At 62.3% G+C, this 25,932-nt stretch carries 20 protein-coding genes; 2 read left to right on the top strand and 18 right to left on the bottom strand.

What is annotated here, in order from left to right; translation table 11 throughout:
• The 7 genes from LNV07_RS13485 to LNV07_RS13515 all read right to left on the bottom strand — a co-directional run bounded on the left by LNV07_RS13485 (position 1) and on the right by LNV07_RS13515 (position 10,233).
• The gene (locus LNV07_RS13485; RefSeq protein ID WP_263571689.1) at positions 1 to 3,066 is read right to left on the bottom strand and encodes an ATP-binding protein; all 3,066 of its coding nucleotides are present in this window, start codon (positions 3,064 to 3,066) and stop codon (positions 1 to 3) included.
• A 116-nt stretch (positions 3,067 to 3,182) separates the two neighbouring features.
• Entirely contained in the window at positions 3,183 to 3,671 is a 489-nt protein-coding gene (locus LNV07_RS13490) for a response regulator (protein WP_263571690.1), read from the bottom strand.
• Positions 3,672 to 3,711: 40 nt separating this feature from the next.
• Positions 3,712 to 6,744: an ATP-binding protein gene (locus tag LNV07_RS13495; RefSeq protein ID WP_263571691.1), complete on the bottom strand. Its 3,033-nt coding sequence runs from the start codon at positions 6,742 to 6,744 to the stop codon at positions 3,712 to 3,714.
• Positions 6,745 to 6,907: 163 nt separating this feature from the next.
• Positions 6,908 to 7,804 carry an SDR family oxidoreductase gene (locus LNV07_RS13500; protein ID WP_263571692.1) on the bottom strand — a complete coding sequence of 299 codons (897 nt, stop codon included), beginning with the start codon at positions 7,802 to 7,804 and terminating at the stop codon, positions 6,908 to 6,910.
• A 16-nt stretch (positions 7,805 to 7,820) separates the two neighbouring features.
• Entirely contained in the window at positions 7,821 to 8,744 is a 924-nt protein-coding gene (locus tag LNV07_RS13505) for a glutathione S-transferase family protein (RefSeq protein WP_263571693.1), read from the bottom strand.
• Entirely contained in the window at positions 8,741 to 9,211 is a 471-nt protein-coding gene (locus LNV07_RS13510; protein WP_263571694.1) for a GNAT family N-acetyltransferase, read from the bottom strand. The genes LNV07_RS13505 and LNV07_RS13510 overlap by 4 nt, the downstream gene beginning before the upstream one ends.
• Positions 9,211 to 10,233: an NADP-dependent oxidoreductase gene (locus LNV07_RS13515; RefSeq protein ID WP_263571695.1), complete on the bottom strand. Its 1,023-nt coding sequence runs from the start codon at positions 10,231 to 10,233 to the stop codon at positions 9,211 to 9,213. Before LNV07_RS13515 ends, LNV07_RS13510 begins: the two co-directional genes overlap by 1 nt.
• Positions 10,234 to 10,481: 248 nt before the next feature.
• Between LNV07_RS13515 and LNV07_RS25455 the strand changes: the two genes are divergently transcribed.
• Both LNV07_RS25455 and LNV07_RS13530 read left to right on the top strand, forming a co-directional pair.
• Positions 10,482 to 12,041: a methyl-accepting chemotaxis protein gene (locus LNV07_RS25455; RefSeq protein ID WP_318013725.1), complete on the top strand. Its 1,560-nt coding sequence runs from the start codon at positions 10,482 to 10,484 to the stop codon at positions 12,039 to 12,041.
• Positions 12,042 to 12,114: 73 nt separating this feature from the next.
• Positions 12,115 to 12,972, top strand: a complete 858-nt coding sequence (locus LNV07_RS13530) for a hypothetical protein (RefSeq protein WP_263571696.1) — start codon at positions 12,115 to 12,117, stop codon at positions 12,970 to 12,972.
• A 23-nt stretch (positions 12,973 to 12,995) separates the two neighbouring features.
• On the opposite strand, the gene LNV07_RS13535 is transcribed toward LNV07_RS13530, so the two are convergent.
• From LNV07_RS13535 to LNV07_RS13585, 11 genes are all read right to left on the bottom strand, one after another.
• Positions 12,996 to 13,499, bottom strand: coding sequence for a PaaI family thioesterase (locus LNV07_RS13535; RefSeq protein WP_263571697.1), 504 nt, complete (start codon positions 13,497 to 13,499; stop codon positions 12,996 to 12,998).
• Between the two features lie 88 nt (positions 13,500 to 13,587).
• The gene (locus tag LNV07_RS13540; RefSeq protein WP_263571698.1) at positions 13,588 to 13,848 is read right to left on the bottom strand and encodes a hypothetical protein; all 261 of its coding nucleotides are present in this window, start codon (positions 13,846 to 13,848) and stop codon (positions 13,588 to 13,590) included.
• Positions 13,849 to 13,872: 24 nt separating this feature from the next.
• Entirely contained in the window at positions 13,873 to 15,663 is a 1,791-nt protein-coding gene (locus LNV07_RS13545; RefSeq protein ID WP_263571699.1) for an acyl-CoA dehydrogenase, read from the bottom strand.
• A 25-nt stretch (positions 15,664 to 15,688) separates the two neighbouring features.
• On the bottom strand, positions 15,689 to 16,864 hold the full coding sequence (locus LNV07_RS13550) for an acetyl-CoA C-acyltransferase (protein ID WP_263571700.1): 1,176 nt from the start codon (positions 16,862 to 16,864) through the stop codon (positions 15,689 to 15,691).
• Between the two features lie 14 nt (positions 16,865 to 16,878).
• Positions 16,879 to 18,972 carry a 3-hydroxyacyl-CoA dehydrogenase NAD-binding domain-containing protein gene (locus tag LNV07_RS13555; RefSeq protein ID WP_263571701.1) on the bottom strand — a complete coding sequence of 698 codons (2,094 nt, stop codon included), beginning with the start codon at positions 18,970 to 18,972 and terminating at the stop codon, positions 16,879 to 16,881.
• A 157-nt stretch (positions 18,973 to 19,129) separates the two neighbouring features.
• Positions 19,130 to 20,614 (bottom strand): nitrogen regulation protein NR(I), encoded by a 1,485-nt coding sequence (gene ntrC / locus LNV07_RS13560; RefSeq protein ID WP_263571702.1) that lies wholly within the window; start codon positions 20,612 to 20,614, stop codon positions 19,130 to 19,132.
• A 44-nt stretch (positions 20,615 to 20,658) separates the two neighbouring features.
• Positions 20,659 to 21,765 (bottom strand): nitrogen regulation protein NR(II), encoded by a 1,107-nt coding sequence (gene glnL, locus LNV07_RS13565; protein ID WP_263571703.1) that lies wholly within the window; start codon positions 21,763 to 21,765, stop codon positions 20,659 to 20,661.
• A 108-nt stretch (positions 21,766 to 21,873) separates the two neighbouring features.
• A complete protein-coding gene (locus LNV07_RS13570) occupies positions 21,874 to 22,386 on the bottom strand; it encodes a hypothetical protein (RefSeq protein ID WP_263571704.1) in 513 nt (170 codons plus the stop codon).
• A gap of 150 nt (positions 22,387 to 22,536) precedes the next feature.
• The gene (glnA, locus tag LNV07_RS13575) at positions 22,537 to 23,952 is read right to left on the bottom strand and encodes a type I glutamate--ammonia ligase (RefSeq protein WP_263571705.1); all 1,416 of its coding nucleotides are present in this window, start codon (positions 23,950 to 23,952) and stop codon (positions 22,537 to 22,539) included.
• Between the two features lie 271 nt (positions 23,953 to 24,223).
• The gene (locus tag LNV07_RS13580) at positions 24,224 to 25,018 is read right to left on the bottom strand and encodes a competence/damage-inducible protein A (RefSeq protein ID WP_263572065.1); all 795 of its coding nucleotides are present in this window, start codon (positions 25,016 to 25,018) and stop codon (positions 24,224 to 24,226) included.
• 8 nt (positions 25,019 to 25,026) lie between these two features.
• Complete coding sequence (locus tag LNV07_RS13585) at positions 25,027 to 25,914, bottom strand: EI24 domain-containing protein (protein ID WP_263571706.1); 888 nt, start codon at positions 25,912 to 25,914, stop codon at positions 25,027 to 25,029.
• Positions 25,915 to 25,932 lie beyond the last annotated feature (18 nt).

Consider the following 25,932-nt stretch of genomic DNA (forward strand, 5'->3'; position numbering starts at 1 on the left):
TTACCCCGGTAGATTGAAAGAATTATGCGGCTCGCCGCTCGCCAACAAACCAAGTCCGGCAGGCTTGATGGCCAGCGGCAGATAGACAGAAAAAGTCGTGCCCACGCCAACCTCGCTCTGCAGCTCGATGCGGCCCTGATGCTTGTCGACAATTTTCTTGACGATGTCCAGGCCCAGACCACTGCCCTCGCCGACCGGCTTGGTGGTGAAGAAGGGATCGAAGATGCGGCCGCGGATCGCCGCCGGGATGCCGCAACCACTATCGCCGACCGCCACCACCAGCTCCGCATCGCCGTCGCGGCGGATCGCAATCGTCAACACGCCCTGATGCTGCATCGCCTGCAAGGCGTTGTGGATCAGATTGGTCCAGACCTGGTTCAGCTCATCGGGCAGGCAGGGCAGCAGCGGCAGCTCGGCCTCATAACGCCGAACCAGTTCGGTTCCCTGCTTGATCTGGTTTTGATAAATCGTCAGCACCGTCTCGATGCTCTCGACCAGATCGGTCGGCCGCATTTCGCCGCTCTTGTCGACGCGCGAGTAACTCTTCAAGGCGAAGACGATCTTGGCGACCCGCTCGACCGCCTGGTTGATATTGGCGGCGCCGCGCACCACGGTGGAGACGTTTTGCACCGCCTGCAGGATGCGCTCATGTTGAGGATGGCGCAGCAAGGGCAGCAGCGCCTCGGGCAGCGTCGTCAAACCCAGCTGCGCCAGCAACTGAGCGAGCTCCCGCGCGCCCTCCAGGCCGGCCTGTTCCAGCGCGGCGCTCAAGCCCTTCACGAGCGCGCGCTCCTCGCGCGAGCTCAACAAGGGAGCGGCCCGGCTGGCTTGTGCGATCAACTCGGAGAACAGCGCCTGGCTGGGCGCATCCAGCGCCTGCAGCAGCGGCGGCAAGCCGGCGAGCGTGTCCGACAAGGACTCGACGATGGTCGCGCCGCTGGACTTGATGGCACCGATCGGCGTGTTGATCTCATGCGCGACATTCGCCACCAGCTGGCCCAAGGAGGCCATTTTTTCGGACTGGATCAGCTGCGCCTGCGCCTCGGCATTGGCCAGCGCGATGGCACCGTAGGCGCACAGCGTTCGGAAAATCGCCACCTCGCGCTCGCCATAGGCCTGCGGGCGCGGCGACTGTATCGTCATCACGCCCAATAAGCGCTCGCCCACCAGCAATGGCGCATACATCAGGCTCAAATTGGCCACCGTGCCCGGCATCGCGAGCGAATCCTCAGGCCGGATATTGGCAACAATTTCGCGTCGCTCGCGGGCGCACAGTGGCACGCGGCCGCGGCTCGAATCCAAGCGGGTGACGTAATGCGGCAGCGTGACGCCGTCCTCCACACCGAACACCGTCCGCAAGGTCTGGCCATCGATTTCAAGTCGATAGACCTGAAAGGTAAAAGCATCCAGCAGGGCATGAACATGTCGGTCCAAGGCGGCAATGATGGCCGTCGCCTCCAGGTTGCCGGTGATGTCGCGGCCGACCGCGCCGAGTTGCTCCAGCGTGGCGTTGGCCAGCTCCAGAGTGTCTGCCCGCTCGGCCTGGGCAACAGCGAGCTGCCGCTGGTGTTCAAGGCCGGCCAAGGCCTTGTCGGTTTCATGCTCGACCTGCATGGCTATGGCGCGGTTAACCCCCTCCTTGTTATGGGTCACCTCCCGCGCCGCCGCAGCCTTTTTTCCAAACTCAAACGCCCTGCGGAAGTCCCCAATATTTGCGTATTCCTGAGCTACTGCGTCAAACAATTCGCCGGACACGGTATAGCCCTCCATGGTCGCGGCTGTGTCGATCGCCAAATGCAAATAGTGCAATGCCGGGCTGGCGCCGGTCATGTTTGGAGGCGACTCAAGAGAAAACGACCCGTGAATGCCAGCAATGGTTTGCAGCGCCACAATTTGATAGGCAGCTTGCGCTTGTGCGGAGTCGGTGACCTGGGCAATGATGGACAGCGCCTGCTCGGGTCTGCCCAGACCCATATGGGCTTGGGCCAGCCCAATCCAGGCACCTGCCTTCAAGTTTGGATCGTCGAATGCAATTGCACGCGGCTCCAACAAACCAAACGTGTGAAGCGCATCGGCGTAGTCCTTACACCCGATCTCAGCCTCACCCATATAAAGCAGTGCGATGGCATAGTGTCTGGACGTAGGAAATGGCGCCAGAATGGCGAGCGCTTCACGCAACAAATCGCGTGCAGCTGAAAAGCGGTGCAAATCTTTCAGCGATGCCGCAACCGAAAACAGTGCTACGCCAATGGTCGGGGCCCAGCCGGCACCTCGGGCCAAATTCAACGCCAGCTGGCTCCATTCAAGGCCCGCCCCAAAGTCATTGAGGTTGCCAAACGCTCCCGCGACATTTGTGGCGTCGATGACAGCGTTACGAACCTGTCCTGTGGCAATCGCGAATTGATAGGCTGCCAGACGGCTCATAGCTTCCTTGCCGAAGTCGCCAGCAGCAGCGGCGATTTCAGCACGCACGATTTCAATTCGATACGCCACAAGGGGATGCACAACCTGAGTCTGCCTTTGTTCATGTATCCGCCAGCATTGTTTGGCGGCATCGGCGTCGTGGGCAAGCTCCAACTGTTCAAGCGCCAATTGCGCCGCGATGTGGCGCACCTCGTCGCACCCAGACGCAGCAGTAACCACCGCTTGCAGGGCTGACTTTCTGCCGGCCCTATCGCTTTGACTGAGCGCTATATAAGACAATAACCATTGAGCGTCGGCGCTGCCCACCAAGTCACTCAACTCGGCGAAGCCTTGCAGGGCCGACTCGGCCAGGACCCGGCTGCCGGAGAAATCGCCAAACAGCCAGTTGGCCTCGCCACGAATCAGTTGCAGACGTGCCATTACTCGAGCTTGCTCGATATCGTGCAAGCCACCGCTGGCAAGCAAGGAATCGGCCTCATTCGCTAGCGCCAAGGCTCGTTGGGTATCGCGCTGGCGCAATTGCCAGGCCAAAGCCAACAAGGCCGGCAAGCGTTGTGCCGGATGCTGAGCCGCGCGCAGCGCCGACTCCAACTGAGCAAGGGCGTCGTCGGTGGCAAAGAACTCCAGCGTCTGCATCGTCATGCCTGTACTCCCACCGAAGGTGGCGTCTGCGCATCCCGGAACTGGGTCAGCAATTGGCGCGCAAAGGCTGCCAAATTTGGGGCCTCGCTGCACGGCGGCAAGGTACACGCCACCAACTACCCGACCACTCGCTGCGGCGGCAGCCGCGCCAGCAGCGCCTGATTCTCGGCCCGCAGGCGGGCGCATTCCAACTCGAGTTCGCGCAAACGGCCGAAGGCGGACAAGGCACCGTTGACGGTCATCACCAGGTCAGCGTTGTTGAAGGGTTTTTCAAGAAAGCGGTAGAGATTGGCTTCGTTGATCGCGCGCTTGACGCCGTTCAAGTCGCTTTGCCCGGTCAGCATGATCTTGATCGCGTTCGGATAGCGTTCATGCAGGCTGATCAGCAACTGGTCACCGCGCATGCCGGGCATGATGTAGTCGGCAATCACCACCGCCAGCGTATCGCCATTGCGGCGCAAATCATCGGCCATCTCCAGCGCCTCAACCCCGTTCTCGGCCAACTCCACCACCGTGCCCGGTGTCGCATGCCTGCTCAGCAAGGTGCGCAAGGAGCTCAGCACTGCGCTGTCATCATCGATGCAGAGAATGGTCATTTGAGTCATGTTTCGCGTCCCTGAATTTGCTGCTGTTGTGTTTTTGACTTTACTGGCTCGGCGTGCCGTCGGCAATCGACGTCAGCGGCAGACGCACAAAAAACGTCGTGCCAACGCCTTCCTGACTGTCAACTTCAATCCGCCCGCCATGTTTATCGACAATCTTTCTGACGATGTCGAGACCGATGCCGCTGCCCTCGCCGATCGGCTTGGTGGTGAAAAAGGGCTCGAAGATGCGGGCCCGGATCGCCTCCGGAATGCCGCAGCCACTGTCGCCAATGCTCACCACCGCAGTGTCGCCATCCCGGTGCAGGCCTATCGTCAACACCCCTTGATGGCCCATCGCCTGCAGCGCGTTGTGAATCAGATTGGTCCAGACCTGGTTCAACTCGTCGGGCAGGCCAAGCAGCGGCGGCAGTTCTTCATAACGCCGTACCAGCTCGGTACCTTGACGCAGCTGATGCTGGTAGATCGTCAACACCGTTTCCAGGCTTTGGCGCAGGTCGGTCGGATGCATGGCGCCCGAGGCATCGACGCGCGAATAGCTCTTCAAGGCGAAGACGATCTTGCCCACCCGTTCGACCGCATCATTGATATTGCCGCTGCAACTCAGGATCGCGGCCACGCTCTGTGCCGTGGCAAGCATCAACTCGGCCTCGGCATGGCGCAGCAATGGCAAGACCTGCTCCAGCCTATGCTGCGCATGCAGTTGCACCAATAGGCCCGCCGTGATGCGGACATTGCCAATGCCGGCCTGTGTCAGTTGTTCGCTCAGGCTGCGAATGGCGGCCCGCTCCTCGCGCATGCTCAGCAGTTCGGTCGACTGTCGGGCGCCGTCTATCAGTTGAATGAACAGCGCCTGCACGGGGCCTTCGATCCGCTGCAACAGTCGCGGCAAATTCTCCAGCGCATGATCGAGCGCCTCGGCAATGCTTTTGCCACTCGACTTGATCGCACCCAGCGGCGTGTTGATTTCATGCGCAACGCTCGCCACCAGCTGCCCCAGCGAGGCCATTTTTTCCTGCTGGATCAACAAGGCCTGTGCCTGACGCTGGCGCTGCAAAGCCTCTGCATTGGCCAAGGCAATCGCGCCATAAGCACAGAGCGTATGAAAGATCGCGCGTTCATGCTCGCCATAGGCATGCGGCCGGGGTGACTGCACCGTCAGCACCCCGAGCAGGCGCTCTCCCTGCAGCAAGGGCGCGAACAACAAGCTGGCCGATCCGGCCGTGCCGGGCAGGCGCACACCAGTACCTTCGCCGTCAATCACCAGTACCTGACGCTCACGCGCGCAGTACGCCACATGGCTGCGCGGGTCATCAACAGCGATCTCAAAACTCCCCAACAACTCACCCGACTCGACGCCGAACACCATGCCGAGGCTCTGGCCATCATCATTGAGCCGGAAGATGAAGAAGCTCGGCGCATCGAGCAGCTCATGCACATGGCGATCAAGCGCGCTGAAGACCGCCTGCGCATCCAGATTGCCGGTGATCAGGCGGCCGATCGAGCCCAATTGCTCCAGGATCGCATTGGTTCTCGAGAGCGAATCCGCTCGCTCGGCCTGCACCTTGGCAAGTTGGCGCAGATGCTCCCCTTCGGCGCGGGTGCGCTCGGTTTGCTGGGTGACATGCATGGCAATCGAGCGCTTGGTGAAGTCTTCGTCATGCGCCTGTTTGAGCGCCGCGATCGCCTGCTGACCATATTGGTGGGCGCGCAAAAAATCCTTGTCGTTGGCATATTCCCTGGCCATCGCCTCAAGCAAATCGCTGGGCACGGTGTAACCCTCGATGTCGGCGGCAACATCCAAGGCAAGATGAAAAAAATACAGCGCCGCGCTGCCCGCCTTCATGCCGGGCAGCAGCGGTTGGGGGTGTGCGCGCTCGATCTCGGCCATCAACTGATAGGTCTCGACCTGCTGCACCGGCCGGGTCTGCGCGGCATCGCGGGCCGCCCGGGCGGCCTCCATCGCCGGCCCGCCTTGCCCCATCGTCAACAGCGCACGCGCTTGGCCGAGCAAGGCCTGCCACTTGAGATCTTTCTGCCCCAAGACCCTGGCGCGCTGTTCGACCGAGCGAAACCGCTCAAGTGCGGCGGCATGATCGCCGCAGGCCAATTCGACCTCGGCCAGGGTGTTCATGGCCAATGCGTATTGGCGTGAGGCCTGCATCGGCGCCAACAACTGCAGCGCCTCGTCCAGCAAAGGGCGGGCAGCCTCGTAGCGCCGCGCTTGGCGCAGGCTGCCGGCAAACTGCATCAGCGCCACGCCGACGCTGCGCGGCCAAGCGGTTTTTCGGGCCATCTTCAGCCCCAACTCGGTCCATTCGAGCGCACTGGCAAGATCATTCAGATTGATGAAGCCGACACCAATATTGGTCGCCGCATTGATTGCGCGCTTGATTTGGCCGCAACTCAAGGCATGTGCGTGCGCCCGCAGAAAATGTTCAATGCCGCTACCGCAGTCATTCGACACCAAGGCGGCCAGGCCCTGAAAACTGTCGGACCAACTGAGCAAGGCCGGATGCGAGGGAGACCGGGCCTGCTCCTGTGCAGCGCCCAGATGCTCGGCCCAATGGCTGCGTGCGCCCTCCAGATCGGTGAATACCAAGGCCATCGCGGTGGCTGCATGGGCAATGCCGCAGCGCACAGGATCGGCCATGCCGGCGTAGTGCGCCGCCCGCTCCAGCTCGACGCATTCGGACGCCCGGTCACCCAGCTCATTGGCGATCATCGCCTTCAACCAATGGGTGTCGGCACAGCCGAGCATGTCGCCGAGCGCCAGCATCTCCTGCAGCGCCTCCTGCGCCTGCGCTGCAGCACCGTCAAAATCCGCGAACAAGGCCTTGGCCTCGGCGCGAATCAAGGCGAGCCGGGCGCCAATGCGGCGCCGCTCGGCCGCCGGCAACGCTGCCAAACCGGCGCTGGCCTGAGCCGAGTCGACCAGCGCCAAGGCGCGCGCCGTGTCACGCTGGCGCATCTGCCAAGCCAACTCAAGCAGCAACTCAGGGTCCACGGCATCACCGGCGGACAGATAGCGCGCTTCCAGTTCGGCCACGACCCCATCATCGGCAAACAAGTCCATCGATCCCCCTCTCATCGACAAGCCCCCGGGCTACTTGACTCTATCGTCAACTGCCCAAAAAACTGGAACCCACCGAGCGTCAGGCCGATGCCGGCAACAAAGAATGATGGGAGACCCGCCGCAAATCGTAACGCCAAATTTGAACGGCCGATCGCCCAGGATCCTAGCCGCCCTTGAGCGCCGCCTTGAGCTTGTCACCCAACTCCGGCCTGTCCTGGAAGGGGTCGCTCGGGTTACGCCGCTGCAGCACATCATCCATGCGCGTTTGCACGCTGCTCAGCGCCTGCGGGTGGCTGAAGATATAGAACTGCTGCGCGTCCATCGCCGCGAACACCATCGCAGCAACCTCGGCAGCCGTGACCTTGCCCGAATTGACCGCCTTGTCGCTCATCGCCTGCCCGATCAGCTGGCTCTGGGTGGGCCGACTGCCTTTCAATTCCGCCGGGCGGTTGCGGTGGCTTTGCGCAATGCCGGTGGGCACAAAAAACGGGCACAAGAGCGAGCAATGGATCTGCTCGGTGACCAGGGCCAAGTCTTGATAGAGGGTCTCGGTCAAACTCACCACCGCATGCTTGGAGACGTTGTAGACGCCCATATTGGGCGCGTTGACGACGCCGGCCATCGACGCGGTGTTGACGATATGGCCCTCGAAACTTGGGTCGGCGGCGGCCGCGGCCAACATCATCGGCGTGAACAGGCGAATGCCGTGCACCACGCCCATCAGGTTGACGCCAAGCACCCATTCCCAGTCCGCAACTGAGTTCTCCCAGATCAGCCCGCCCGAGCCGACGCCGGCATTGTTGAATACGAAATGGGGCGCGCCGAAACGCTGCTGCACGTCGGCGGCGAGCGCCTCCATCTCGGCCGCCTTGGCCACATCGACCCGCTGCGCCAATACGGCATGCCCCTCGAACTCGGCGGCGGCGCGGGCCAGCGCATCGACCTGCACATCGCAGAGCACCAGATTCATGCCGCGCGCGGCGGCCAGACGCGCGACCTCAAGCCCAAAGCCCGAGCCTGCGCCGGTGATGACGGCGGTCTTGCCGGCGTAGTTTTTCATCGCTTGAATCCGTTCCTTAGGTCTTGCGCAGCGCGTAGCCGATGCGCGGGAAATGCACATGCACGCACCCGGCCCGCTCATCCACCCGGCGCAGGCTGATGCGACTCTGATTCAGGCCCACCAACTCGCCGCAAACCGGATCGCGGGCGTAGTCGCTGGCGTTAACCTGCACCTTGTCGCCTTGCTCGAAGCCCAGCCCGGCCTGCACGTTGACCGGTTCTTGCGGGCCTGCGCTGCGGGCGATCTCGATCGCGGCAAGGCTGTCAGATTTGCCGCGCTGGCCATGGCCGAAGGCCGCGATTCGCTCGAACCAGGCCGATAAGCGCTGGTGCGGCTCAAGAATGGAAGCCACCGGTGGCGCCAGGCGAATAAACCAGATGCTTTGCGCGACGGAAAAGTCGGCCAGCGTGGCGGCAGCGCCGAGCAGAAAAGGTCGGCCATCCGCCAGCATATGCTCCAGCCAGCTCAGGTAACTGTGTAGCTCGGCGGCGGCGTCCAGGCTGCTCGGCCGCTCGCTGCCGGCGGTCATCAAAGCGCGGTCGGCCGCGAAGGCAGCCCTGAATTCGGGCGGCGCGCCGGCAAAGATCGCGGCCGCACCGGCCGGCTGCAAGGTGTAGGACGCTGCCGCCCAGAACAGCTGTCTGTCGGCCCATTGCGCCAAGATGCGCTCGGCACCCGCGGTCTCGGGCGGGAACAAGCTGGGCGTCGGCTGGCGTGCCTCAACGACCTCGGCGATCAGCGCCGAGTCGCAGAAGATGTCCGCGCCAATTTGCAGAAAGGGCGTGCGCCGATAACCGCCGGTCAGCGCCAGCACATCGGGTTTAGGGCAGATCACCGGCACCGTGACACCCTGCCAGGCCAGGCCTTTGTAGCCCAGGATCAGGCGGATCTTCTCGGAGAACGGCGAGCCGGCGTAGTGGTGAAGAATCAGCTCCGTCATGCTGCGGGCGGTCTTTCCATATCGATGTGAAGAATGCCGTCTTCGTCATAGGGTTCCGAGGTCGGCACAAAACCCAGGCCGGCGTAAAAATTCAAGAGGTAGCTTTGCGCGTTGATCGCCACGGTTTGGCCGGGCCAGAGCCTTTCGCATTCCAGCAGCGCCCGCTGCATCAGCGCACGGCCCGCACCGCTGCCCCTGGCTGCGGGCGAGCTGACCACGCGGCCGATCTCCGGCAACAGATGGCCGGGGCCCTTGGCCAAGGGCGGCAGCAGGCGCGCGCTCGCCAGCAGTTCGCCACTCGCTTCGTCATGCCCCAGCAAATGCCAGGCCAGCAAGTCCACGCCGTCCGGGTCCAGATAGACGCAGGCCTGCTCGAGCACAAAGACCTGCGAGCGCAGGGCCAGACTTTGATACAGCGCCAGCGGGCTCAATTCGGCCAGCGGCGCGCAGCTCCAACGCAAGCCCATCAGACCAGCTTGACCAGTTGTTTGCCGAAGTTCCGGCCCTTGAGCAGACCCAAAAACGCTTCGGGCGCGGCGGCAATACCTTCGGCCACAGATTCGCGGAACTTCAGCTTGCCGGTGGCAACCAGGCCGCCCAATTCCTTCAGCGCCTCGGGCCAGACTTCCATATGCTCGCTGACGATAAAGCCCTCGATCTTCATGCGGTTGACCAGGATCAGCTGCGGCGCGCTCATCGGGATCGGCTCGCCGTTGTAGCCGGAGATCATGCCGCACATCGCGACACGGCTGAAGGCATTGGCGCGCAGCATCACCGCGTCCAGAATCATGCCGCCGACATTCTCGAAATGCCCGTCAATACCGTCGGGGCAAGCGGCCTTCAAGGCGGCCGAGAGCGACTTCACATCGCGGTGCTCTTTGTAGTCGATGCAGGCGTCAAAGCCTAGTTGCTCGACCACATAACGGCATTTATCGGCGCCACCGGCCAGGCCCACCGCGCGCGCGCCGCGCGCCTTGGCCAGCTGCCCTACACATGAGCCGACCGCGCCGCTGGCGGCACTGACCACCACCGTCTCGCCGGCCTTGGGATTGATGATTTTGACCAGGCCGTACCAGGCGGTGACGCCAGGCATGCCGACCGCACCCAGGTAGGCCGACAGCGGGATATGGGTGGTGTCGACCTTTTGGATCACGCCGCGCTGGTTCGCGTCAACGACAAAATACTGCTGCCAACCACCCATGCCGACGACCTTGTCGCCGACCGAAAAGGCGGCGTTCTTGCTCGCCACCACCTCGCCCACCGTGCCGCCCATCATCACCTCGTTCAAGGGTTGTGGTTGGGCGTAGCTTTTTCCCTCGTTCATGCGGCCGCGCATATAGGGGTCGAGGCTGAGGTAATGGTTGCGGATCAAGACCTGACCCTCGCCCAACTCAGGGATGGCGGCTTCTACAAGTTTGAAGTTGTCCAGCGTCGGCTCGCCTGTGGGGCGGGAGACGAGTTGAATTTGAATGTTTTGCGTGTTCGTCATGATTGCCTGGGCTCCTGAATCAATTTCGGACTAGATTGAAGCATGCAAGGCCGCAAAAAACCGTCCCTTGGGTGACAAATCGGTGCAGCAAACAGCCTTGGGACCTTAAGTCTTGCCGCCGTTTGCCGATACACGCCTGAGCGCCAAAGAGCACCCCTACGAACGGGACTGGATTCATATTGACGGCAGACCACGCCGGGGCAATCATGCCTGTACGCAATTTCGTGCGAACGAAGAAAGGGCTTTTCATGAATCTATCCGATTACAAGATCAACACCAAGTTGATCGCCGCTTTCACCGTCGTAGCACTGATAGGAGCCTCCCTGGGCGCCTATGCGATCTCAAATATGAAACGCATCAACGATGCCGATACGCACTTGTATGAGCAAGAATTGGTCGGCCTGTCGCTGATGAAGGAGGCCAACGCCGAGCGCCTGAAGGTGGTGGTGGCGATGCGCGATGCCCTGATCGCGACCGACGCGGCCGAGCGTGATGCCGCCTTGACGCGCGTTGCCAAGGCCAGCGAGTTGGCACAGACCTTGATGGACGATGCCAACCCGAAGTTCAACAGCGACAAAGGCCGAGCCGGATTCGCCAAACTGAAGGAAGACTGGAAAACCTATATCGCCAGCAGTGCCGAGATGGAAAAGCTCGTCCGCGTCTCGGACATGGCGACTTCCAACCCCGCGCTCAAGCATATGAAGGCCGACCTGGCTCCCAAGAGCTTGGCCGCCGGCGAAGCCATGATGGCGCTGTCGCAACTCAAAGAGACCGAGGCCAAGGCGGTGTCGGACGCCAATGATGAACTCTATGACAGCAGCCGCAACATCACGCTGATCTTGATCTTGCTCGGCGTGGCTGCGGGCATAGGGCTGGGTCTTGGCATCAGCCGTCATGTGACGGCCCCCTTGGCCCGTGCCGCAGCCGGGGCTCGCGCGATGAGCGAGGGCGACATGACGCTGGATTTGAGCGTTGCCGGCAAGGACGAAACCTCACAACTGCTGCAAGCTTTGGATGAGATGCGCCAACGGCTGCAAGGCATCGTCGCCAGCGTGCGCAGCAATTCCGAAAGCGTCGCCACCGGCAGCGGCCAGATCGCGCAGGGCAATGCCGACCTGAGCCAGCGTACCGAGGAGCAGGCCAGCGCCTTGGAGCAAACCGCCGCGACCATGGACGAGCTCAGCTCCACCGTGCGCAATAACGCCGACAACGCCAAGCAGGCCAATCAACTCGCACTCAGCGCCTCGACCGTCGCGCAGCAAGGCGGCACCGTGGTGGGCGAGGTGGTGGAGACGATGAAGGGCATCAACGACAGCTCGAAGAAGATCTCCGACATCATCAGCGTGATCGACGGCATCGCCTTCCAGACCAATATCCTGGCGCTGAACGCGGCGGTGGAAGCGGCCCGGGCCGGCGAGCAGGGGCGCGGTTTTGCGGTCGTGGCCAGCGAGGTGCGCTCGCTGGCACAACGCAGCGCCGAAGCCGCCAAGGAGATCAAAACCCTGATCAACGCCAGCGTTGAGCGGGTCGAGCAAGGCACGGTCTTGGTCGACAAGGCGGGGGTGACGATGAGCGAAATCGTCAACTCGATCCGCCGCGTGGCCGACATCGTCGGCGAGATCAGCTCGGCCAGTTCGGAGCAAAGCTCAGGCATCGCGCAGGTCGGCGAAGCGATCACGCAGATGGACAAGGTCACGCAGCAAAACGCCGCCTTGGTGGAAGAAAGCGCGGCCGCCGCCGAGAGCCTTCGCCAGCAGGCCGATCAGCTGGTGCAAACGGTGGCTTTCTTCAAGCTTGAACATCGTTAAGGCCGTAGCTGTGCAGGGCGCGGGCCTGCAATAAACTGGCGGCAGCAAAGGCGCAAGCCATTTTGAAAACCCGATGCGCAGCCTCAAGAATTGCCGGATCTTTGTCTTATTGCTCGCCCCCTTGCTGCTGAGCTTGCCGGTGCGGGCAATTGACATCCGAGTCTGCCAAGCCGAGCAAAGCCGCTACAGCTACCGCATGGAATTGGCGCGTTTGCTGCTCGCCCGTACCGCCCAAGCCGACGAAGTCGTGCAATTGCGGCCCTATGCCAGCGGCCCGGATCCAACCCAGCAACGCTGTCTGGCCTTGCTGCGCGAGCAAAGGGTAGATCTTGTCTATCTGCCGCCCAGCAATGCGCTTTTGGACGAGTTTGCTTCGATCAAGATCGACCTTCACAAGGGCATGCTGGGCTACCGCCTGCTGTTGATCAACAAAAAGGATGAGGGACTTTTCGCGAAGGTGCAAACGCTCGCCGATTTGCGGCAGCTGACGGCCGGCTTCGGCCAGCAATGGAGCGACTTCTCGATGTTCGAGCTCAACCAATTGCCGGTGGTGGGGGTTGCCCAGACCGACAATCTGTTATCGATGCTGGACCGCGGGCGCTTTCATTACTTTCACCGCGGACTGCACGAGGCATGGGCCGAGCTTGAACGCAATCCACAGCTGCACAACCTGATGGTCGAGCCCCATCTGGCTCTGGCCTACCCATTTCCCGTCTACTTCATGTTCAATGCCAAGGACCAGGCGCTCAAGCAACGCTTCGAACGGGGCTTCGCGATGGTTATGGCCGATGGTTCCTTCGACGCTTTGTTCATGCGCGAATTTGGAGGTCTGGCGCGGCAGGCGCAGCTGCGGTCGCGCACCATCATCGAAATCAACTACCCCGTGCCTGACAAGCTGCCCAAGGTTGATAGTCGGCTCTGGCTAAAGTGAGCCAAACTTGGGGCAAGCCTTCTTCAATCGGCCTGCCCCGCGCCCTGCGCGTCAGCATCAACTGGGCCACCACGCTGCAGCGTCTTGATCTCCCGGCCGCGCGCCGGCAGCGCCCGCAGATATTTGAAGGTGGCCGTTGCATGGGCGCAGAGCTTGCCGTCCTCGCCGAAGATGCTGCCCTCGCAAAAAGCCATCGTCACCGTGCCATGCAAGAGCTTGCCCACCGCGCGCAACTCGCCCTCGCCGGGCCGCATAAAGGAGGTCTTCATCTCGATCGTCACCACACCCGGCCCCATGCCCGCCTCGCTCATGTGAACGCTGCGCGCGGCATGGGCCATCGCCACGTCCAGCATCGTCATCAGGACGCCGCCATGCGCGACCTCCCAAGAGTTCAGGTGGCCCTCCTTCAAGTCAACCCTCAACTCGGCCTGACCATGGCCCATGCTGTGCAGCTCCAGCCCTAACTTCTCGACAAAGGGGATATGGACCGGAAATTTCAGGTTGCTGGGTGGTTTCGAATTCGGCATTTACAGATCAAGCTCCATGGATATTGCGCGCAGCAGGGCAGACAGCAGCGCTCGTCAAGACCTCGGCATCATCGCCGACGCGCGCTACTTACTGCCAGCGCGAGCGCAGCCAGATCAACACCACGCCCGCCAGCACGGCAATGGCGCCCTTGGCAAGCAGGAAGTAAGCAAATACCTCAGCGTGCGTCAGACCGCCCCCTTTGCCGCCCAAGCTATGCGGGCCGAGCTGCAACAGCGCCAATCCAAACACAAAGGCCAACAAGCCGCCATAAACAAGAATCCAGACCAGGCGTTCGACCCAGAGCAGCGTTTTGGGCTTGACCTTCTTGCCAGTCGACTCATCAGCCATTGATCACTCTTTTCAAATAGGACTTCAAAACCACGCATCCGGCATATCTTTGCACAACGACTCGCAGCTACTCACCACGCCCAGCCAAGCGTCGATCTTGGGCAGCTCATAGGCAAAAAAGTAGCGACAAGCCGCCTGCTTGCCCTTGGCAAAGTCACTGCTGCCCTGCCCTGCTTTCAAGGTCACATCCAGCCACACCCAGGCCAACACCAGATGACCAAAGGCTTGCAGATAGGGCGTGGCATTGGCCAGCGCTTGCTCGGGCTTGCCGCTGCTCCAGGCGCTCTGGGTGGCATCTCCAAGGCGAGTCAAGGCTGCCGCCAAAGCATGACCCAGTTCCGCAAGCCCAGGCTCCTGCAACGCCGACTCCACGGTCTTGCCGACACGCGCGGCCAGCGCCTGCAAGGCCTGACCCTCGTTCATCACGACCTTGCGCCCTAACAGGTCAAGCCCGTGGATGCCATGCGTGCCCTCATGGATCATATTGAGGCGGTTGTCGCGCCACAGCTGCTCCACCGGGAAGTCACGCGTGTAGCCATAGCCGCCCAAGACCTGGATCGCCAGCGAATTGGCCTCCAAACACCATTCGCTGGGCCAACTCTTGACGATCGGAATCAAGACCTCGAGCACCAATTTCGCCTCTTGAGCCGAGGCGGCCGAGCCGCTGTGCTGTTCGTCCACCAGGCGCGCGCAAAGCAGCGCCAGCGCCAAGCCGCCCTCGACATAACTCTTCTGCGCCAGCAGCATGCGCTTGACATCGGCATGCTCGATGATGGGGCGCTGCGGCTGCGAAGCGTCCTTGCCGCTCGGGCCTATCGCCCGGCCTTGCGGGCGCTGGCGGGCATAGGCCAGGCTGGCTTCATAGCCGGCATAGCCCAGCATCGCCGCGCCCAGGCCGACGCCGATGCGCGCCTCATTCATCATGTGGAACATGCATTTCAGCCCCTCGCCTTGCTGGCCGACCAGATAGCCGACGGCCCCCGCCCCGCCCTCGCCAAAATTCAGCAAGCAATTGCTGGTGCCGCGAAAACCGAGTTTGTGATTCAGGCCGGCCAGCCGCACATCGTTGCGCTCGCCGGTCAGCCGGCCTTCGGCATCGACCATCTGCTTGGGCACGATGAACAGCGAAATGCCGCGTGCGCCGGCAATCAGCTTGCCGTCCGGGCCGGGGATCTTGGCCAGCACCAGATGAATGATGTTCTCGCTCAGCTCATGCTCGCCGGCCGAGATCCACATCTTGTTGCCCCACAACCTGAAGCGCGGCCCCAGCGGATCATCGGCAAGCTCCAGTTCGGCCCGGGTCACGATGTCGGACAAGGACGAGCCGGCCTGCGGCTCGCTCAAGCACATGGTGCCGAACCAGCGCCCGGCGAACTCGGCCGCCGCGAAGACCTCGCGCTGTTTGGCCGTGCCATGGGCCATCAAGAGATTGGCATTGCCGGCGGTCAGCATCGCATAGGCGCCGATCGCGACATTGGCCTTGCTGAAAAAGGCATTCGCCGCCATCTCGATCACGCAGGGCAGTTGCATGCCGCCAATTTCATAGTCCTGCGACGCCGCCAACATACCGGAGGCGACATAGGCATCGGTCGCCGCTTGGGTGGCGACGGGCAAGTGCACGCGCTCGCCATCGAAGCGCGGTTCCTCGGTGTCCGTCAGCCTGGCGATGGGTGCGAATTTGTCGCGGGCGATCTTCTCGCAGGTGTCGAGCACGGCGGCGAAGGTTTCACCGCTGTGCTCGGCAAAGCGCTCGCGCAGGGTCAGCTTGTGAACCCCCAGCCAGTCGTTCAGGAAAAAGTCCAGGGTTTGTCGCATGCCTTGCCCCTTTTTCAATGAATCATCACAACACTTCGAAGATTCCCGCCGCGCCCATGCCGCCGCCAATACACATCGTCACGCACACCTTCTTGGCGCCACGGCGGCGACCTTCGATCAAGGCATGGCCGATCATGCGCTGACCCGACAAGCCGTAAGGATGACCGACCGCGATCGCGCCGCCGTTGACGTTGAGCTTGTCCATCGGGATGGCCAAGGTGTCGGCGCAATACAGCACCTGCACGGCAAAGGCTTCGTTCAACTCCCACAAATCAATGTCGTCGACCGTCAGGCCCAGTCGCTTCAAGACCTTGGGGATAGCGTAGACCGGGCCAATGCCCATTTCGTCCGGCTCGCAGCCGGCCACCGCGAATCCCAGGAAGCGGCCCAGCGGCCTCAGCCCATGAGTCTCGGCGTAATGTTCGCTGGTCAGCACGCAGGCACCGGCGCCATCGGAGAACTGGCTGGCATTGCCGGCGGAAACTAGGCCGCCGGGCAAGGCGCTGCGCAGGTCCTTGATGCCCTCATAGCTCGTGCCCTCGCGCAGGCCTTCGTCGACGCTAACCGTCACTTCACGCGTGCTCAGGCCGCGCAGTTTGTCGGCCACGCCCATGGTGACGGTGATGGGGGCGATCTCTTCATTGAACAGGCCGGCCGCCTGCGCCGCACAGGCGCGCTGCTGGCTCTGCGCGCCATATTGGTCCATGCGCTCGCGGGAGATCCCATATCGCTGGGCCACGTTTTCGGCCGTCTGCAACATGGTCCAGTAGATCTCGGGCTTGTGCTTGACCAGCCAAGAGTCTTGGATCATGTGGCGATTGGCTTCGTTTTGCACGCAGGAAATGCTCTCCACGCCGCCGGCCACAAAGACCTCGGCCTCGCCCGCGATGATGCGCTGCGCGGCCAGCGCTATCGCCTGCAGGCCGCTGGAACAAAACCGGTTGATGGTGATGCCGCCCACCGTGATGGGCAGGCCGGCGCGCAGCGCCACTTGACGGGCGATATTGTTGCCGGTGGCGCCTTCCGGGAAGGCGCAGCCCATCAGCACATCGTCAATATCGGCGGGGTCAATGCCGGCTCGCTCAACGGCGGCCTGGACCGCATGGCCACCCAGCGTGGCGCCATGCGTCATATTGAAAGCGCCCTTCCAGCTCTTGGCCAGAGGGGTGCGGGCGGTGGAAACGATGACTGCTTTGCTCATGATGAGGCTTTCAATTAGGAAAAATTCTTGCCTTCGGCGACCAGGCGCGCCAGCAGCGGCGCCGGCTGCCAGAACTCGGCGTCATCGAGCGGGTTCTTGGCAAAGCGCTTCATCGCCTGCACGACGTTGAACAAGCCGATCTGGCCGGCGTAGCACATCGGCCCACCGCGCCAGAGCGGGAAACCGTAGCCGGTCAGATAGACCATGTCCACATCCGAGGCGCGCTGGGCAATGCCCTCCTCCAGCAAATGCGCGGCCTCGTTGACCAGCGCATAGACAAGGCGGTGAACGATCTCGTCGTCGCTGATCTGGCGCGGCTTGATGCCCAAGGCGGCGCGGTGCTTGTCCAGCATCTCGGCCACCACGCTTGACGGTAGCGCATCCCGTTTGCCCGCTTGGTAGTCATACCAGCCGGCTTGCGTCTTCTGGCCAAAGCGGCCCAGCTCGCACAGCAGGTCGGCAGACTTGGAGTAACGTAGATTCGGCTTCTCCTGATAGCGGCGCTTGCGGATCGCCCAGCCGATGTCATTGCCGGCCAGATCGCCCATGCGGAAGGGGCCCATCGCGAAGCCGAACTTCTCGGCCGCACGGTCGACCTGGGCCGGCGAGCAGCCCTCGTCCAGCAAGAAGCCGGCCTGGCGACTGTATTGCTCGATCATGCGGTTGCCGATGAAGCCGTCACAGACGCCGGACACCACCGCCGTCTTGCGGATCTTCTTGGCCAGCGCCATCACGGTCGCCAACACATCCTTGGCCGTCGCTGCGCCGCGCACCACTTCCAGCAGCTTCATCACCTGGGCCGGGCTGAAGAAATGCATGCCGATCACATCTTGCGGCCGCTTCGTGAAGCGGGCGATCGCATTGAGGTCCAAGGTCGAGGTATTGCTGGCCAGAATCGCGCCGGGTTTCATCACCTCGTCGAGTTGCTTGAAGACCGCTTGCTTGACGCTCAATTCCTCGAACACCGCCTCGATCACCAGGTCGGCGTCGGCAATGTCGGCATAGTTCAGCGTGCTGCTCAGCAGCGCCATGCGGGCGTCCAGCTTGTCTTGCTTGAGCTTGCCTTTTTTGAGCTGGGCTTCGTAGCTCTTACGTATCGTTGCGACGCCGCGGTCCAAGGCTTCTTGCCTGGTTTCCAGCATCACGACAGGCAGGCCGGCGTTCAGAAAGTTCATGCTGATGCCCGCCCCCATGGTGCCGGCGCCAATCACCGCGACCTTGGCAATCTTGCGGGTCGGCGTGTCGCCGGGCACATCGGCGATCTTGGTGGTGGCGCGCTCGGCAAAAAAGGCATGGCGCAGCGCGCCCGATTCCGGCGTCACCATCAGCGCCGCAAAGCCGGCCCGCTCGGCCTTGATGCCGTCCTCGAACTTCATGGACACCGAGGCCGCGACCGCCTCCAGGCAGCGCAGCGGCGCAGGGAAATTGCGGCTCTGTGCGCCGACCATATTGCGGGCGAACTGGAAGAAGGCATCAGGGTTTGCACAACGAGCCTTCAGGTCACGCACACGCGGCAGCGGGCGAAGCTCGGCCACTTCATTGGCCAGCGCCAGCGCGTCTTCCATCAGGTCACCGGTGGCCATCCGGTCAAACAGCTTTTGCCCCGGTACCTGAGCCAGCAACTCGCTGTTCACCGGCTCACCGCTGACGATCATATTCAGCGCCGGCTCGACGCCCAAAGCGCGTGGCAGCCGCTGCGTACCACCGGCTCCGGGCAAGAGCCCGAGCTTGACCTCGGGCAGCGCGACCTTGGTGCCAACGGCCGCGATGCGGTAATGACAGCCCAACGCCAGCTCCAGCCCACCACCCATGCAGACGCTGTGAATCGCGGCCACCACCGGCTTGGAGCAGGCCTCGACCAATCCGATCAGGCTGAGCAGGTTCGGCTCGGCCAGCGCCTTGGGGCTGCCGAACTCCTTGATGTCGGCGCCGCCCGAAAAAGCCCCACCCGCCCCGGTGATGAGCAATGCCTTGATGGCCGCATCGTCTTCGGCCTGCTCGATGCCGGCGGCCACCGCTTGGCGCGTGGCCAAGCCCAGTCCATTGACCGGCGGGTTGCTCAATGTGATCACGGCCACCTGGCCGCGGACTTCGTAAGTGGCTGTCATGCTGACCCCTGGTTGAAGAACCAAAACGGGACGGAACCGGTGAAAAACAGGCTCCGCCTAAAATAGAACGATCGTTCGATTTTAGGCAGCAAAGCGTGCAGGATGATGTCGCTGCCGTGACAAATGATCCGAGGGTTTATCGGGATATCTCTTGCTCTCAGGTATCCAGACCTAACTCCTGAATCTTGCGGGTAATGGTATTGCGCCCTATGCCGAGCTTCTGAGCCGCCTCGATGCGCCGCCCGCGCGTGAGGTCCAAGGCGGCCAGGATCAAGCTAGCCTCGAAGCGGCGCGTCAAGCTATCCCAAACATCGGTTTCACCCGAGGCCAGCAAACGCCTTGCCTCGCGCGACACCTCGGCCACCCAGGCATCCGGGCCGGCACCAAAGCTCGGCATGGCCGGCGCAGCCGCGGAAGGCGCTGGGCTGGCTTTGACGGGCGCCGGCGCTGGTGCCTCTGCCTCCACCGACTCGACGCTCAAACCCAAGCCCGGCTGCAGCAGTTCTTGCGGCAAGTCTTTGGGCTCCACCACCTGGCTGGGCGCCATCACGCTGAGCCAATGGCAGATGTTTTCCAACTGCCGCACATTGCCGGGGAATTCGAAGTTAAGGAGCAGCTCCAGCGCCGCGTCGGTCAGGCGCTTGGGCTCCACACCCAATTCAGCCGCGCTGCGCTGCAAGAAGAACTTGGCCAGCACGGCGATATCTTCACGCCGCTCGCGCAGCGGCGGCAGGCGCAGCCGGATCACATTCAGGCGGTGAAACAGATCCTCGCGAAATGCCCCCTGGCGCACGCGCGCTTCCAGATTCTGATGCGTCGCGGCGATCACCCGCACATTGCTGCGCAAGGGGCTGTGGCCACCGACGCGGTAGAACTGGCCATCGGACAAGACCCGCAACAAGCGCGTCTGCAACTCCAGTGGCATATCGCCGATTTCGTCCAGAAACAGCGTGCCGCCGTCGGCCTGCTCGAAGCGGCCCCGCCTTGTCGCCTGCGCGCCGGTGAAGGCGCCGCGCTCATGGCCGAACAACTCTGACTCCAGCAAATCCTTGGGAATGGCCGCCGTGTTGATGGCGACAAAGGGCCCGTCTGCGCGCGGGCTGTGTTTGTGCAGCGCGCGCGCCACCAGCTCCTTGCCCGAGCCGGATTCACCGGTGATCAACACCGTCACATGGCTTTGGCTGAGTCGCCCGATGGCACGAAACACATCTTGCATCGCCGGCGCTTGGCCCAGCATCTCGGGCACCTCGGCGGCCGTCGCCTCATCCACCGCCTCGCGCATGCTCTCGGTCTGCGCGCGCCGGATCAACTCGACCGCCGCCGCCACATCAAAGGGCTTGGGCAGGTACTCGAACGCGCCGCCCTGGAACGCCGACACCGCGCTGTCCAAGTCCGAGTAGGCGGTCATGATGATGACGGGCAGATGCGGCAAGCGCGCCTTCACCTTGGCCAGCAAGTCAAGACCTGACCCTCCCGGCATACGGATGTCGGACACCAGAACCTGCGGACTGTCCTCTTCCAAGGCCGCCAACAGATCGCGCGCATTGCTGAAGCAGCGCACCGGCAAGCCCTCGCGTGTCAGCGCCTTCTCCAACACGAAACGAATGGAATGGTCGTCGTCAACAACCCAGATAGATTTCATGCAGAAGCTCTCATTTGCGAATCAGCCCCGCTTGACTTGGCCGCTCAAGGCAGCGGCAAGGTCAAGCGAAAATCGGTCCGGCCCGGCTCGCTCTCACAATCAAGCATGCCTTGATGCTGCTGAGCGATGGTTTGCGCCAAGGTCAGGCCAAGACCCGAACCGCCGTCTCGCCCCGACACCAGGGGATAGAAGATGCGATCGCGAATCTCGGCCGGTATGCCGGGGCCGTTATCTTCCACATGCAATTCCAATGCCAGGCGCCAGCGCTGCTTGCCAATCGTGACCTGGCGAGCGACCCGCGTGCGCAGCGTGATGCAGGCTGGCTCTTGCGGATCGGTCTCCGCGATACGCGCCTGCAGCGCCTGCGCGGCGTTCTGCACGATGTTCAACACCGCTTGAATCAACTGTTCGCGGTCGCCGCGAAAGTCGGGCAGCGAGATGTCGTAGTCACGCTTGATCGCCAGCCCGCGCGGGTACTCGACCAGTACCAACTGACGCACCCGCTCGCAAATCTCGTGGATATTGACATCGCCGACCACCTGCGCATGGCGGTGCGGCGCGAGCAGGCGGTCCACCAGCGACTGCAGGCGATCCACCTCATGGATGATGACCTCGGTATATTCCGCCAACTCGGGGCCCATCGCCGTCGGTGCCAGCTCCAGCGCCAATAACTGCGCGGCGCCACGGATGCCGCCCAAAGGGTTTTTGATCTCATGCGCCAGATTGCGCGTCAGCTCCTTGGTCGCCTGCACCTGATCAAGCGTGCGCTCCTCGCGATCCTGGCGGGTCTGCTGGGCGTTCTCGATCAGCTCGACCAGCACCTGATCCTCGCCGTTGTCTATCTGCGAGACGATCACATGCACCGGCAACGGCAGCTCTTGCGGCTGGTTGCCGCGCCGCAACAGCGCATCAAAGCGGCTGCTGGAATAGGCGTTACGGGCCACGCCGGTGACGGTGTCGCTGAGCCGGCCGGCGTCGACAAACCAGTCATACAGATTGCTGCGCTCGACCGCCCGGCGCGACAAGCGCATCACGTTCTCGAACGCGGCATTGGCGAACAGGCATTCGCCGTCGGGCCGCACCACGGCCACCATGGTGGCCAACATATCAAAGGCTTCGAAGCCCGAGGGGTCGCGGCGCAAGGGATTCATCGTCGAGCCTCCATTCGAGCGATCAAGTCGTTCGCCGGGCCGCCCCAAGAACGACTTTGCCCCCACGGGGGGCCGTCCAAGTATGCCTTGGGCGAGGGGCTCACATCCTTAGGGCAGCTTACTGATCTCGCGCTTGAGTGCCTGCACATCGGCCTCTTGGCGTGCGATGCCGGCCTTGAGTTCGGCCATGCGGTCTTGAAATTTTTGATAATTTTTCTCATCACCTCGGCGCTCGGCATTGCCGCCCGCATAGTCACGCTGCAAGGCCGCCAAGCGGTCTTCGGCCTCGCGCAACTCGGCCTCCAGCACCCGGCGCCGCTCGCCGTCACGGTTGCGCTGCTGATTGGGGTCGATGCGACCCTCATTGCTGCCTCTGGCTTCGCCGCCGCCGGCACTCGCAGGGGCCGGATTCGGGCGCGGACGCGTCGCCGGCAGCACCGTGATCGGCGTGCCCTCTATCGATTTGCAGTCCTTGGCCTGCGCTTCCTTGGCAGTCAGCGCGTCGGTATAGAGCACCGGCGGCCCTGGGCAGCGGTAGACGATGGACTGGGCCTGCGCGGAGCTTGCAAGCAAGACCACGGAAACCACGCGGGTCAGCATTAGAGAGGTACGAATCAGCATGACGGGATTGTGGCGCAAGCCGGCGCGCCCGGTCGCAAAAGCAATCGCAAAAACGATAGCAAAAGAAAAGGGACGGCCGCAGCCGTCCCTCCAACAAAGCGCAGGCAACGAGCGACGTAACGTGATGTTCACGCACGCCGCTGTTGACCATCAGAGCGTGTAGTACATATCGAACTCGACCGGATGCGTGGTCATGCGCATGCGCTGCACTTCCTGCATCTTCAGCTCGATATAGGCATCGATATAGGAGTCGGTGAACACGCCGCCCTTGGTCAGGAAGGCACGGTCCTTGTCCAGACACTCGAGCGCTTGGTCCAGGCTGTGGCAAACGGTTGGCACCAATGCGTCTTCTTCAGGCGGCAAATGGTACAGATCCTTGGTGGCGGCCTCGCCCGGATGGATCTTGTTTTCGACGCCGTCCAGACCGGCCATCATCAGTGCCGCGAAGCACAGATAGGGGTTGGCCAATGGATCGGGGAAGCGGGCCTCGATACGGCGACCCTTGGGGTTAGCCACATAAGGAATGCGGATCGAAGCCGAGCGGTTGCGCGCGCTATAAGCCAGCTTGACGGGCGCCTCATAGCCAGGCACCAGGCGCTTGTAGCTGTTGGTGCCGGGGTTGGTGATCGCGTTCAGGGCACGGGCGTGCTTGATGATGCCGCCGATGTAGTAGAGCGCGAAGTCGCTCAGGCCGCCGTAGCCGTCGCCTGCGAACAGGTTCTTGCCGTCTTTCCAGATCGACTGGTGCACATGCATGCCGGAACCGTTGTCGCCAACGATGGGCTTTGGCATGAAGGTCGCGGTCTTGCCATAGGCATGCGCCACATTGGCGATCACGTACTTCTGCAGCTGCAACCAGTCGGCGCGCTCGACCAGGGTCGAGAAACGCGTGCCGATTTCCATCTGGCCGGCGTTCGCCACTTCATGGTGATGCACTTCAACCGGGATGCCCAGTTGCTCAAGAATCAAGCACATTTCCGAGCGCATGTCCTGGCCCGAATCAACCGGCGGCACGGGGAAGTAACCACCCTTGACGGCCGGGCGATAGCCCTTGTTGCCGTGCTCGTAGTCCTTGCCGGTGTTCCACGACGCTTCTTCGGAATCGATCTTCACGAAGCAGCCGGACATGTCGATGTTCCAGCGGATGCTGTCGAAGATGAAGAACTCTGGCTCGGGGCCGAAGTAGGCGGCGTCGCCCAGGCCGGAAGACTTCAGGTAGGCTTCGGCGCGCTTGGCCAAAGAGCGCGGGTCACGCTCGTAAGCCTTGCCATCACCCGGCTCAACCACGTCGCAGCTCAGGATCAGCGTCGGCTCTTCAAAAAAGGGGTCGATATTGGCGGTATTCGGATCGGGCATCAAGAGCATGTCCGAGGCTTCGATGCCCTTCCAGCCGCCGATCGACGAGCCGTCAAACGCATGGCCGGAGATGAACTTGTCTTCATCAAAATGGGACACCGGCACGGACACATGGTGCTCCTTGCCACGGGTATCGGTGAAACGGAAGTCAACAAACTTGACCTCGTTCTCTTTCACCATCTTCATCACGTCGGCAACGGTCTTGGCCATCAAAAAACTCCTAGCTAGCGGGGGGAAATTTGTTTACTCGGGACTCGAAAAATTCGGTCGGCACTCGGGTTCACACTCAAGCGACGCATTCACTACTAAGCATTTTGTGTGCCAGCCAGAGCGCAGGAGCCACCAACAAGGGCAAGCAAGGGCACCAAGACCGAGCACAAGCGAAATGCTGCCGGATTATCAGCGACAGCTCAGCGATAGAACAAGCAAAGCAGCAGATATTGGGCCGCAAACTCACCAAAAAGGTGCGCCTTCAAACACTTTAACGCACCAATTCGGTGCCGATTGAGGCACCAGTTTGAAGCACGCCTTGTTTGAGTGCGGCATAGGCGGCATCCAGCTGGGCCGCGTCGCCCTTCACTCCCAACTCGATATGCCGACCCCATTCGGGATGGTCGACGCTGGGCAGGCTGAACACCTTGATGCCGGGAAATTCGGCCTCGACGGTCTCCATCAGCGGCGTCAACATCGACTCCATCGTGCTCTGCACAATCATCGACAGCTCCAGTCGCCCAAGGGCCCGGTGCAGGTCGGCGTGGCGCTGGTCGAGCACCCATTCCATCATCGGATGCGCCATCACCGGGAAGCCGGGCGCAAAGTAGACCGTGCCGACCGAAAAGCCGGGAATTCTGTTGAAGGCGTTGGGAATGATCTCGGCGCCAGCAGGGAACATGCCCATCTCCAGCCGCCGCAAGGTGTCGGGCTGGTCGGGGTCGGCTGTCTCCCCTTTTTCCTGCGCCATCTCGCTGATGCGCTGCCAGATCAGCTCGCGTGCCTGCGGGTGCAAGCTCAGCTCGCGCCCCAGCGCCGCAGCGGCGGCCTGGCGGGTGTGGTCATCCGGCGTGGCGCCAATGCCGCCGCAACAGAACACCAGATCGCCGCTGGCAAAGGCCAACTTCAGCTGCGCAATCAGATGCTCGCGGTCATCGCCCAGGTATTGCGCCCAGTCCAGACTCATGCCGCGCGCGGCCAACAGCTCGATGAACTTGACGAGGTGCTTGTCCTGGCGTTTGCCGGAGAGGATTTCATCTCCAATGATGATCAAGCCGATTTTCATATTCATATTCACAAAGAGGAGAAAAGTGACGGTGGCGCCGGCTGCAAGAGTTCGTCCACCGTGGGGAGGTCGGGCTGGGCCGCTGCCCCTCGCTGAGCCGCGCGAAGCTCACGCATCTGCTGCAAGGCGGCCAGTGAGTAATGCGTAAACCACAGGGTAGAAAATGCAAACACCAAGGTATAGAGCCAGATCGAGGCCAGGATCAAAAACGGCGCAAGCGCCAGCGCCATCACGCCAAAGGCCCAGATCGCAGCGGGGGCTGCGCCCAGATAGCCGGTGACCAGCCCCAAGATCATCAAGGGTAGGCGATGCTGACGCATCAATTGGCGCCGCTCGGCCACCGACGCATGTTCGGCCAAGGCGTCAAATGTGAACACCTTATAGCCCAGCCAACCCCAGATCAAGGGCGGCAAGATCAGCACCAAGGGCGGGATCAGCCAAAACGGCATGCTGATCAAAAGCGCCATCAGCGCCAAAGACACATGCCCGAGTGACCAGCCCAAAGAGCGCCACCAGGACCCACCCTGCTTGCGCTCGAGCCCGGCAAAACGACGATTCGCGACCAACTGGACCAAGCTCGGCGTCATCAACAAGGCGACCAAGAGCAGACTCATCACCACGATCACCGGCAGCGCCAGCGCCAAGACCAAGAGCGGCGCCAGCACCGAGCGCAAGCCCCCGAAGCCAAAGTGATCCAGCCAGCCCAGCAGCGACTCGACCAAACGCCAGTTGCTCAGGCTGGCCCGCACACCGTCGACCGCAGCTTCCCAAAAATAGTAGCCCAGGCCAAATGCCAGGCCGGCCATCAAGACCAAGGGCAAGAGCGATAACAACATCACCCTTGGATGCAGGCAATAGGCAGCGGCGCGCCAGAACGCATCGCCGACCCGACTCATGGAATTGACCATCTATTG

The organism is Roseateles oligotrophus (assembly GCF_025717515.1).
GTDB classification, from domain to species: domain Bacteria; phylum Pseudomonadota; class Gammaproteobacteria; order Burkholderiales; family Burkholderiaceae_C; genus Paucibacter_A; species Paucibacter_A oligotrophus.

Excerpts from the sequence above, each read along its gene's own strand:
- LNV07_RS13585 (WP_263571706.1), bottom strand. The coding sequence starts at position 25,914 with ATGAGTCGGGTCGGCGATGCGTTCTGGCGCGCCGCTGCCTATTGCCTG.
- LNV07_RS13510 (WP_263571694.1), bottom strand. The coding sequence starts at position 9,211 with ATGGGCTTGCGTTGGAGCTGCGCGCCGCTGGCCGAATTGAGCCCGCTG.
- glnL (WP_263571703.1), bottom strand. The coding sequence starts at position 21,765 with ATGAATCCCTTGCGCCGCGACCCCTCGGGCTTCGAAGCCTTTGATATG.
- LNV07_RS13545 (WP_263571699.1), bottom strand. The coding sequence starts at position 15,663 with ATGCGACAAACCCTGGACTTTTTCCTGAACGACTGGCTGGGGGTTCAC.
- LNV07_RS13570 (WP_263571704.1), bottom strand. The coding sequence starts at position 22,386 with ATGCTGATTCGTACCTCTCTAATGCTGACCCGCGTGGTTTCCGTGGTC.
- LNV07_RS13540 (WP_263571698.1), bottom strand. The coding sequence starts at position 13,848 with ATGGCTGATGAGTCGACTGGCAAGAAGGTCAAGCCCAAAACGCTGCTC.
- LNV07_RS13580 (WP_263572065.1), bottom strand. The coding sequence starts at position 25,018 with ATGAAAATCGGCTTGATCATCATTGGAGATGAAATCCTCTCCGGCAAA.
- glnA (WP_263571705.1), bottom strand. The coding sequence starts at position 23,952 with ATGGCCAAGACCGTTGCCGACGTGATGAAGATGGTGAAAGAGAACGAG.
- LNV07_RS13535 (WP_263571697.1), bottom strand. The coding sequence starts at position 13,499 with ATGCCGAATTCGAAACCACCCAGCAACCTGAAATTTCCGGTCCATATC.
- ntrC (WP_263571702.1), bottom strand. The coding sequence starts at position 20,614 with ATGAAATCTATCTGGGTTGTTGACGACGACCATTCCATTCGTTTCGTG.
- LNV07_RS13490 (WP_263571690.1), bottom strand. The coding sequence starts at position 3,671 with ATGACTCAAATGACCATTCTCTGCATCGATGATGACAGCGCAGTGCTG.
- LNV07_RS13530 (WP_263571696.1), top strand. The coding sequence starts at position 12,115 with ATGCGCAGCCTCAAGAATTGCCGGATCTTTGTCTTATTGCTCGCCCCC.
- LNV07_RS13505 (WP_263571693.1), bottom strand. The coding sequence starts at position 8,744 with ATGACGGAGCTGATTCTTCACCACTACGCCGGCTCGCCGTTCTCCGAG.
- LNV07_RS13550 (WP_263571700.1), bottom strand. The coding sequence starts at position 16,864 with ATGAGCAAAGCAGTCATCGTTTCCACCGCCCGCACCCCTCTGGCCAAG.
- LNV07_RS13495 (WP_263571691.1), bottom strand. The coding sequence starts at position 6,744 with ATGGACTTGTTTGCCGATGATGGGGTCGTGGCCGAACTGGAAGCGCGC.
- LNV07_RS13555 (WP_263571701.1), bottom strand. The coding sequence starts at position 18,972 with ATGACAGCCACTTACGAAGTCCGCGGCCAGGTGGCCGTGATCACATTG.
- LNV07_RS13485 (WP_263571689.1), bottom strand. The coding sequence starts at position 3,066 with ATGACGATGCAGACGCTGGAGTTCTTTGCCACCGACGACGCCCTTGCT.
- LNV07_RS13500 (WP_263571692.1), bottom strand. The coding sequence starts at position 7,804 with ATGAAAAACTACGCCGGCAAGACCGCCGTCATCACCGGCGCAGGCTCG.
- LNV07_RS25455 (WP_318013725.1), top strand. The coding sequence starts at position 10,482 with ATGAATCTATCCGATTACAAGATCAACACCAAGTTGATCGCCGCTTTC.
- LNV07_RS13515 (WP_263571695.1), bottom strand. The coding sequence starts at position 10,233 with ATGACGAACACGCAAAACATTCAAATTCAACTCGTCTCCCGCCCCACA.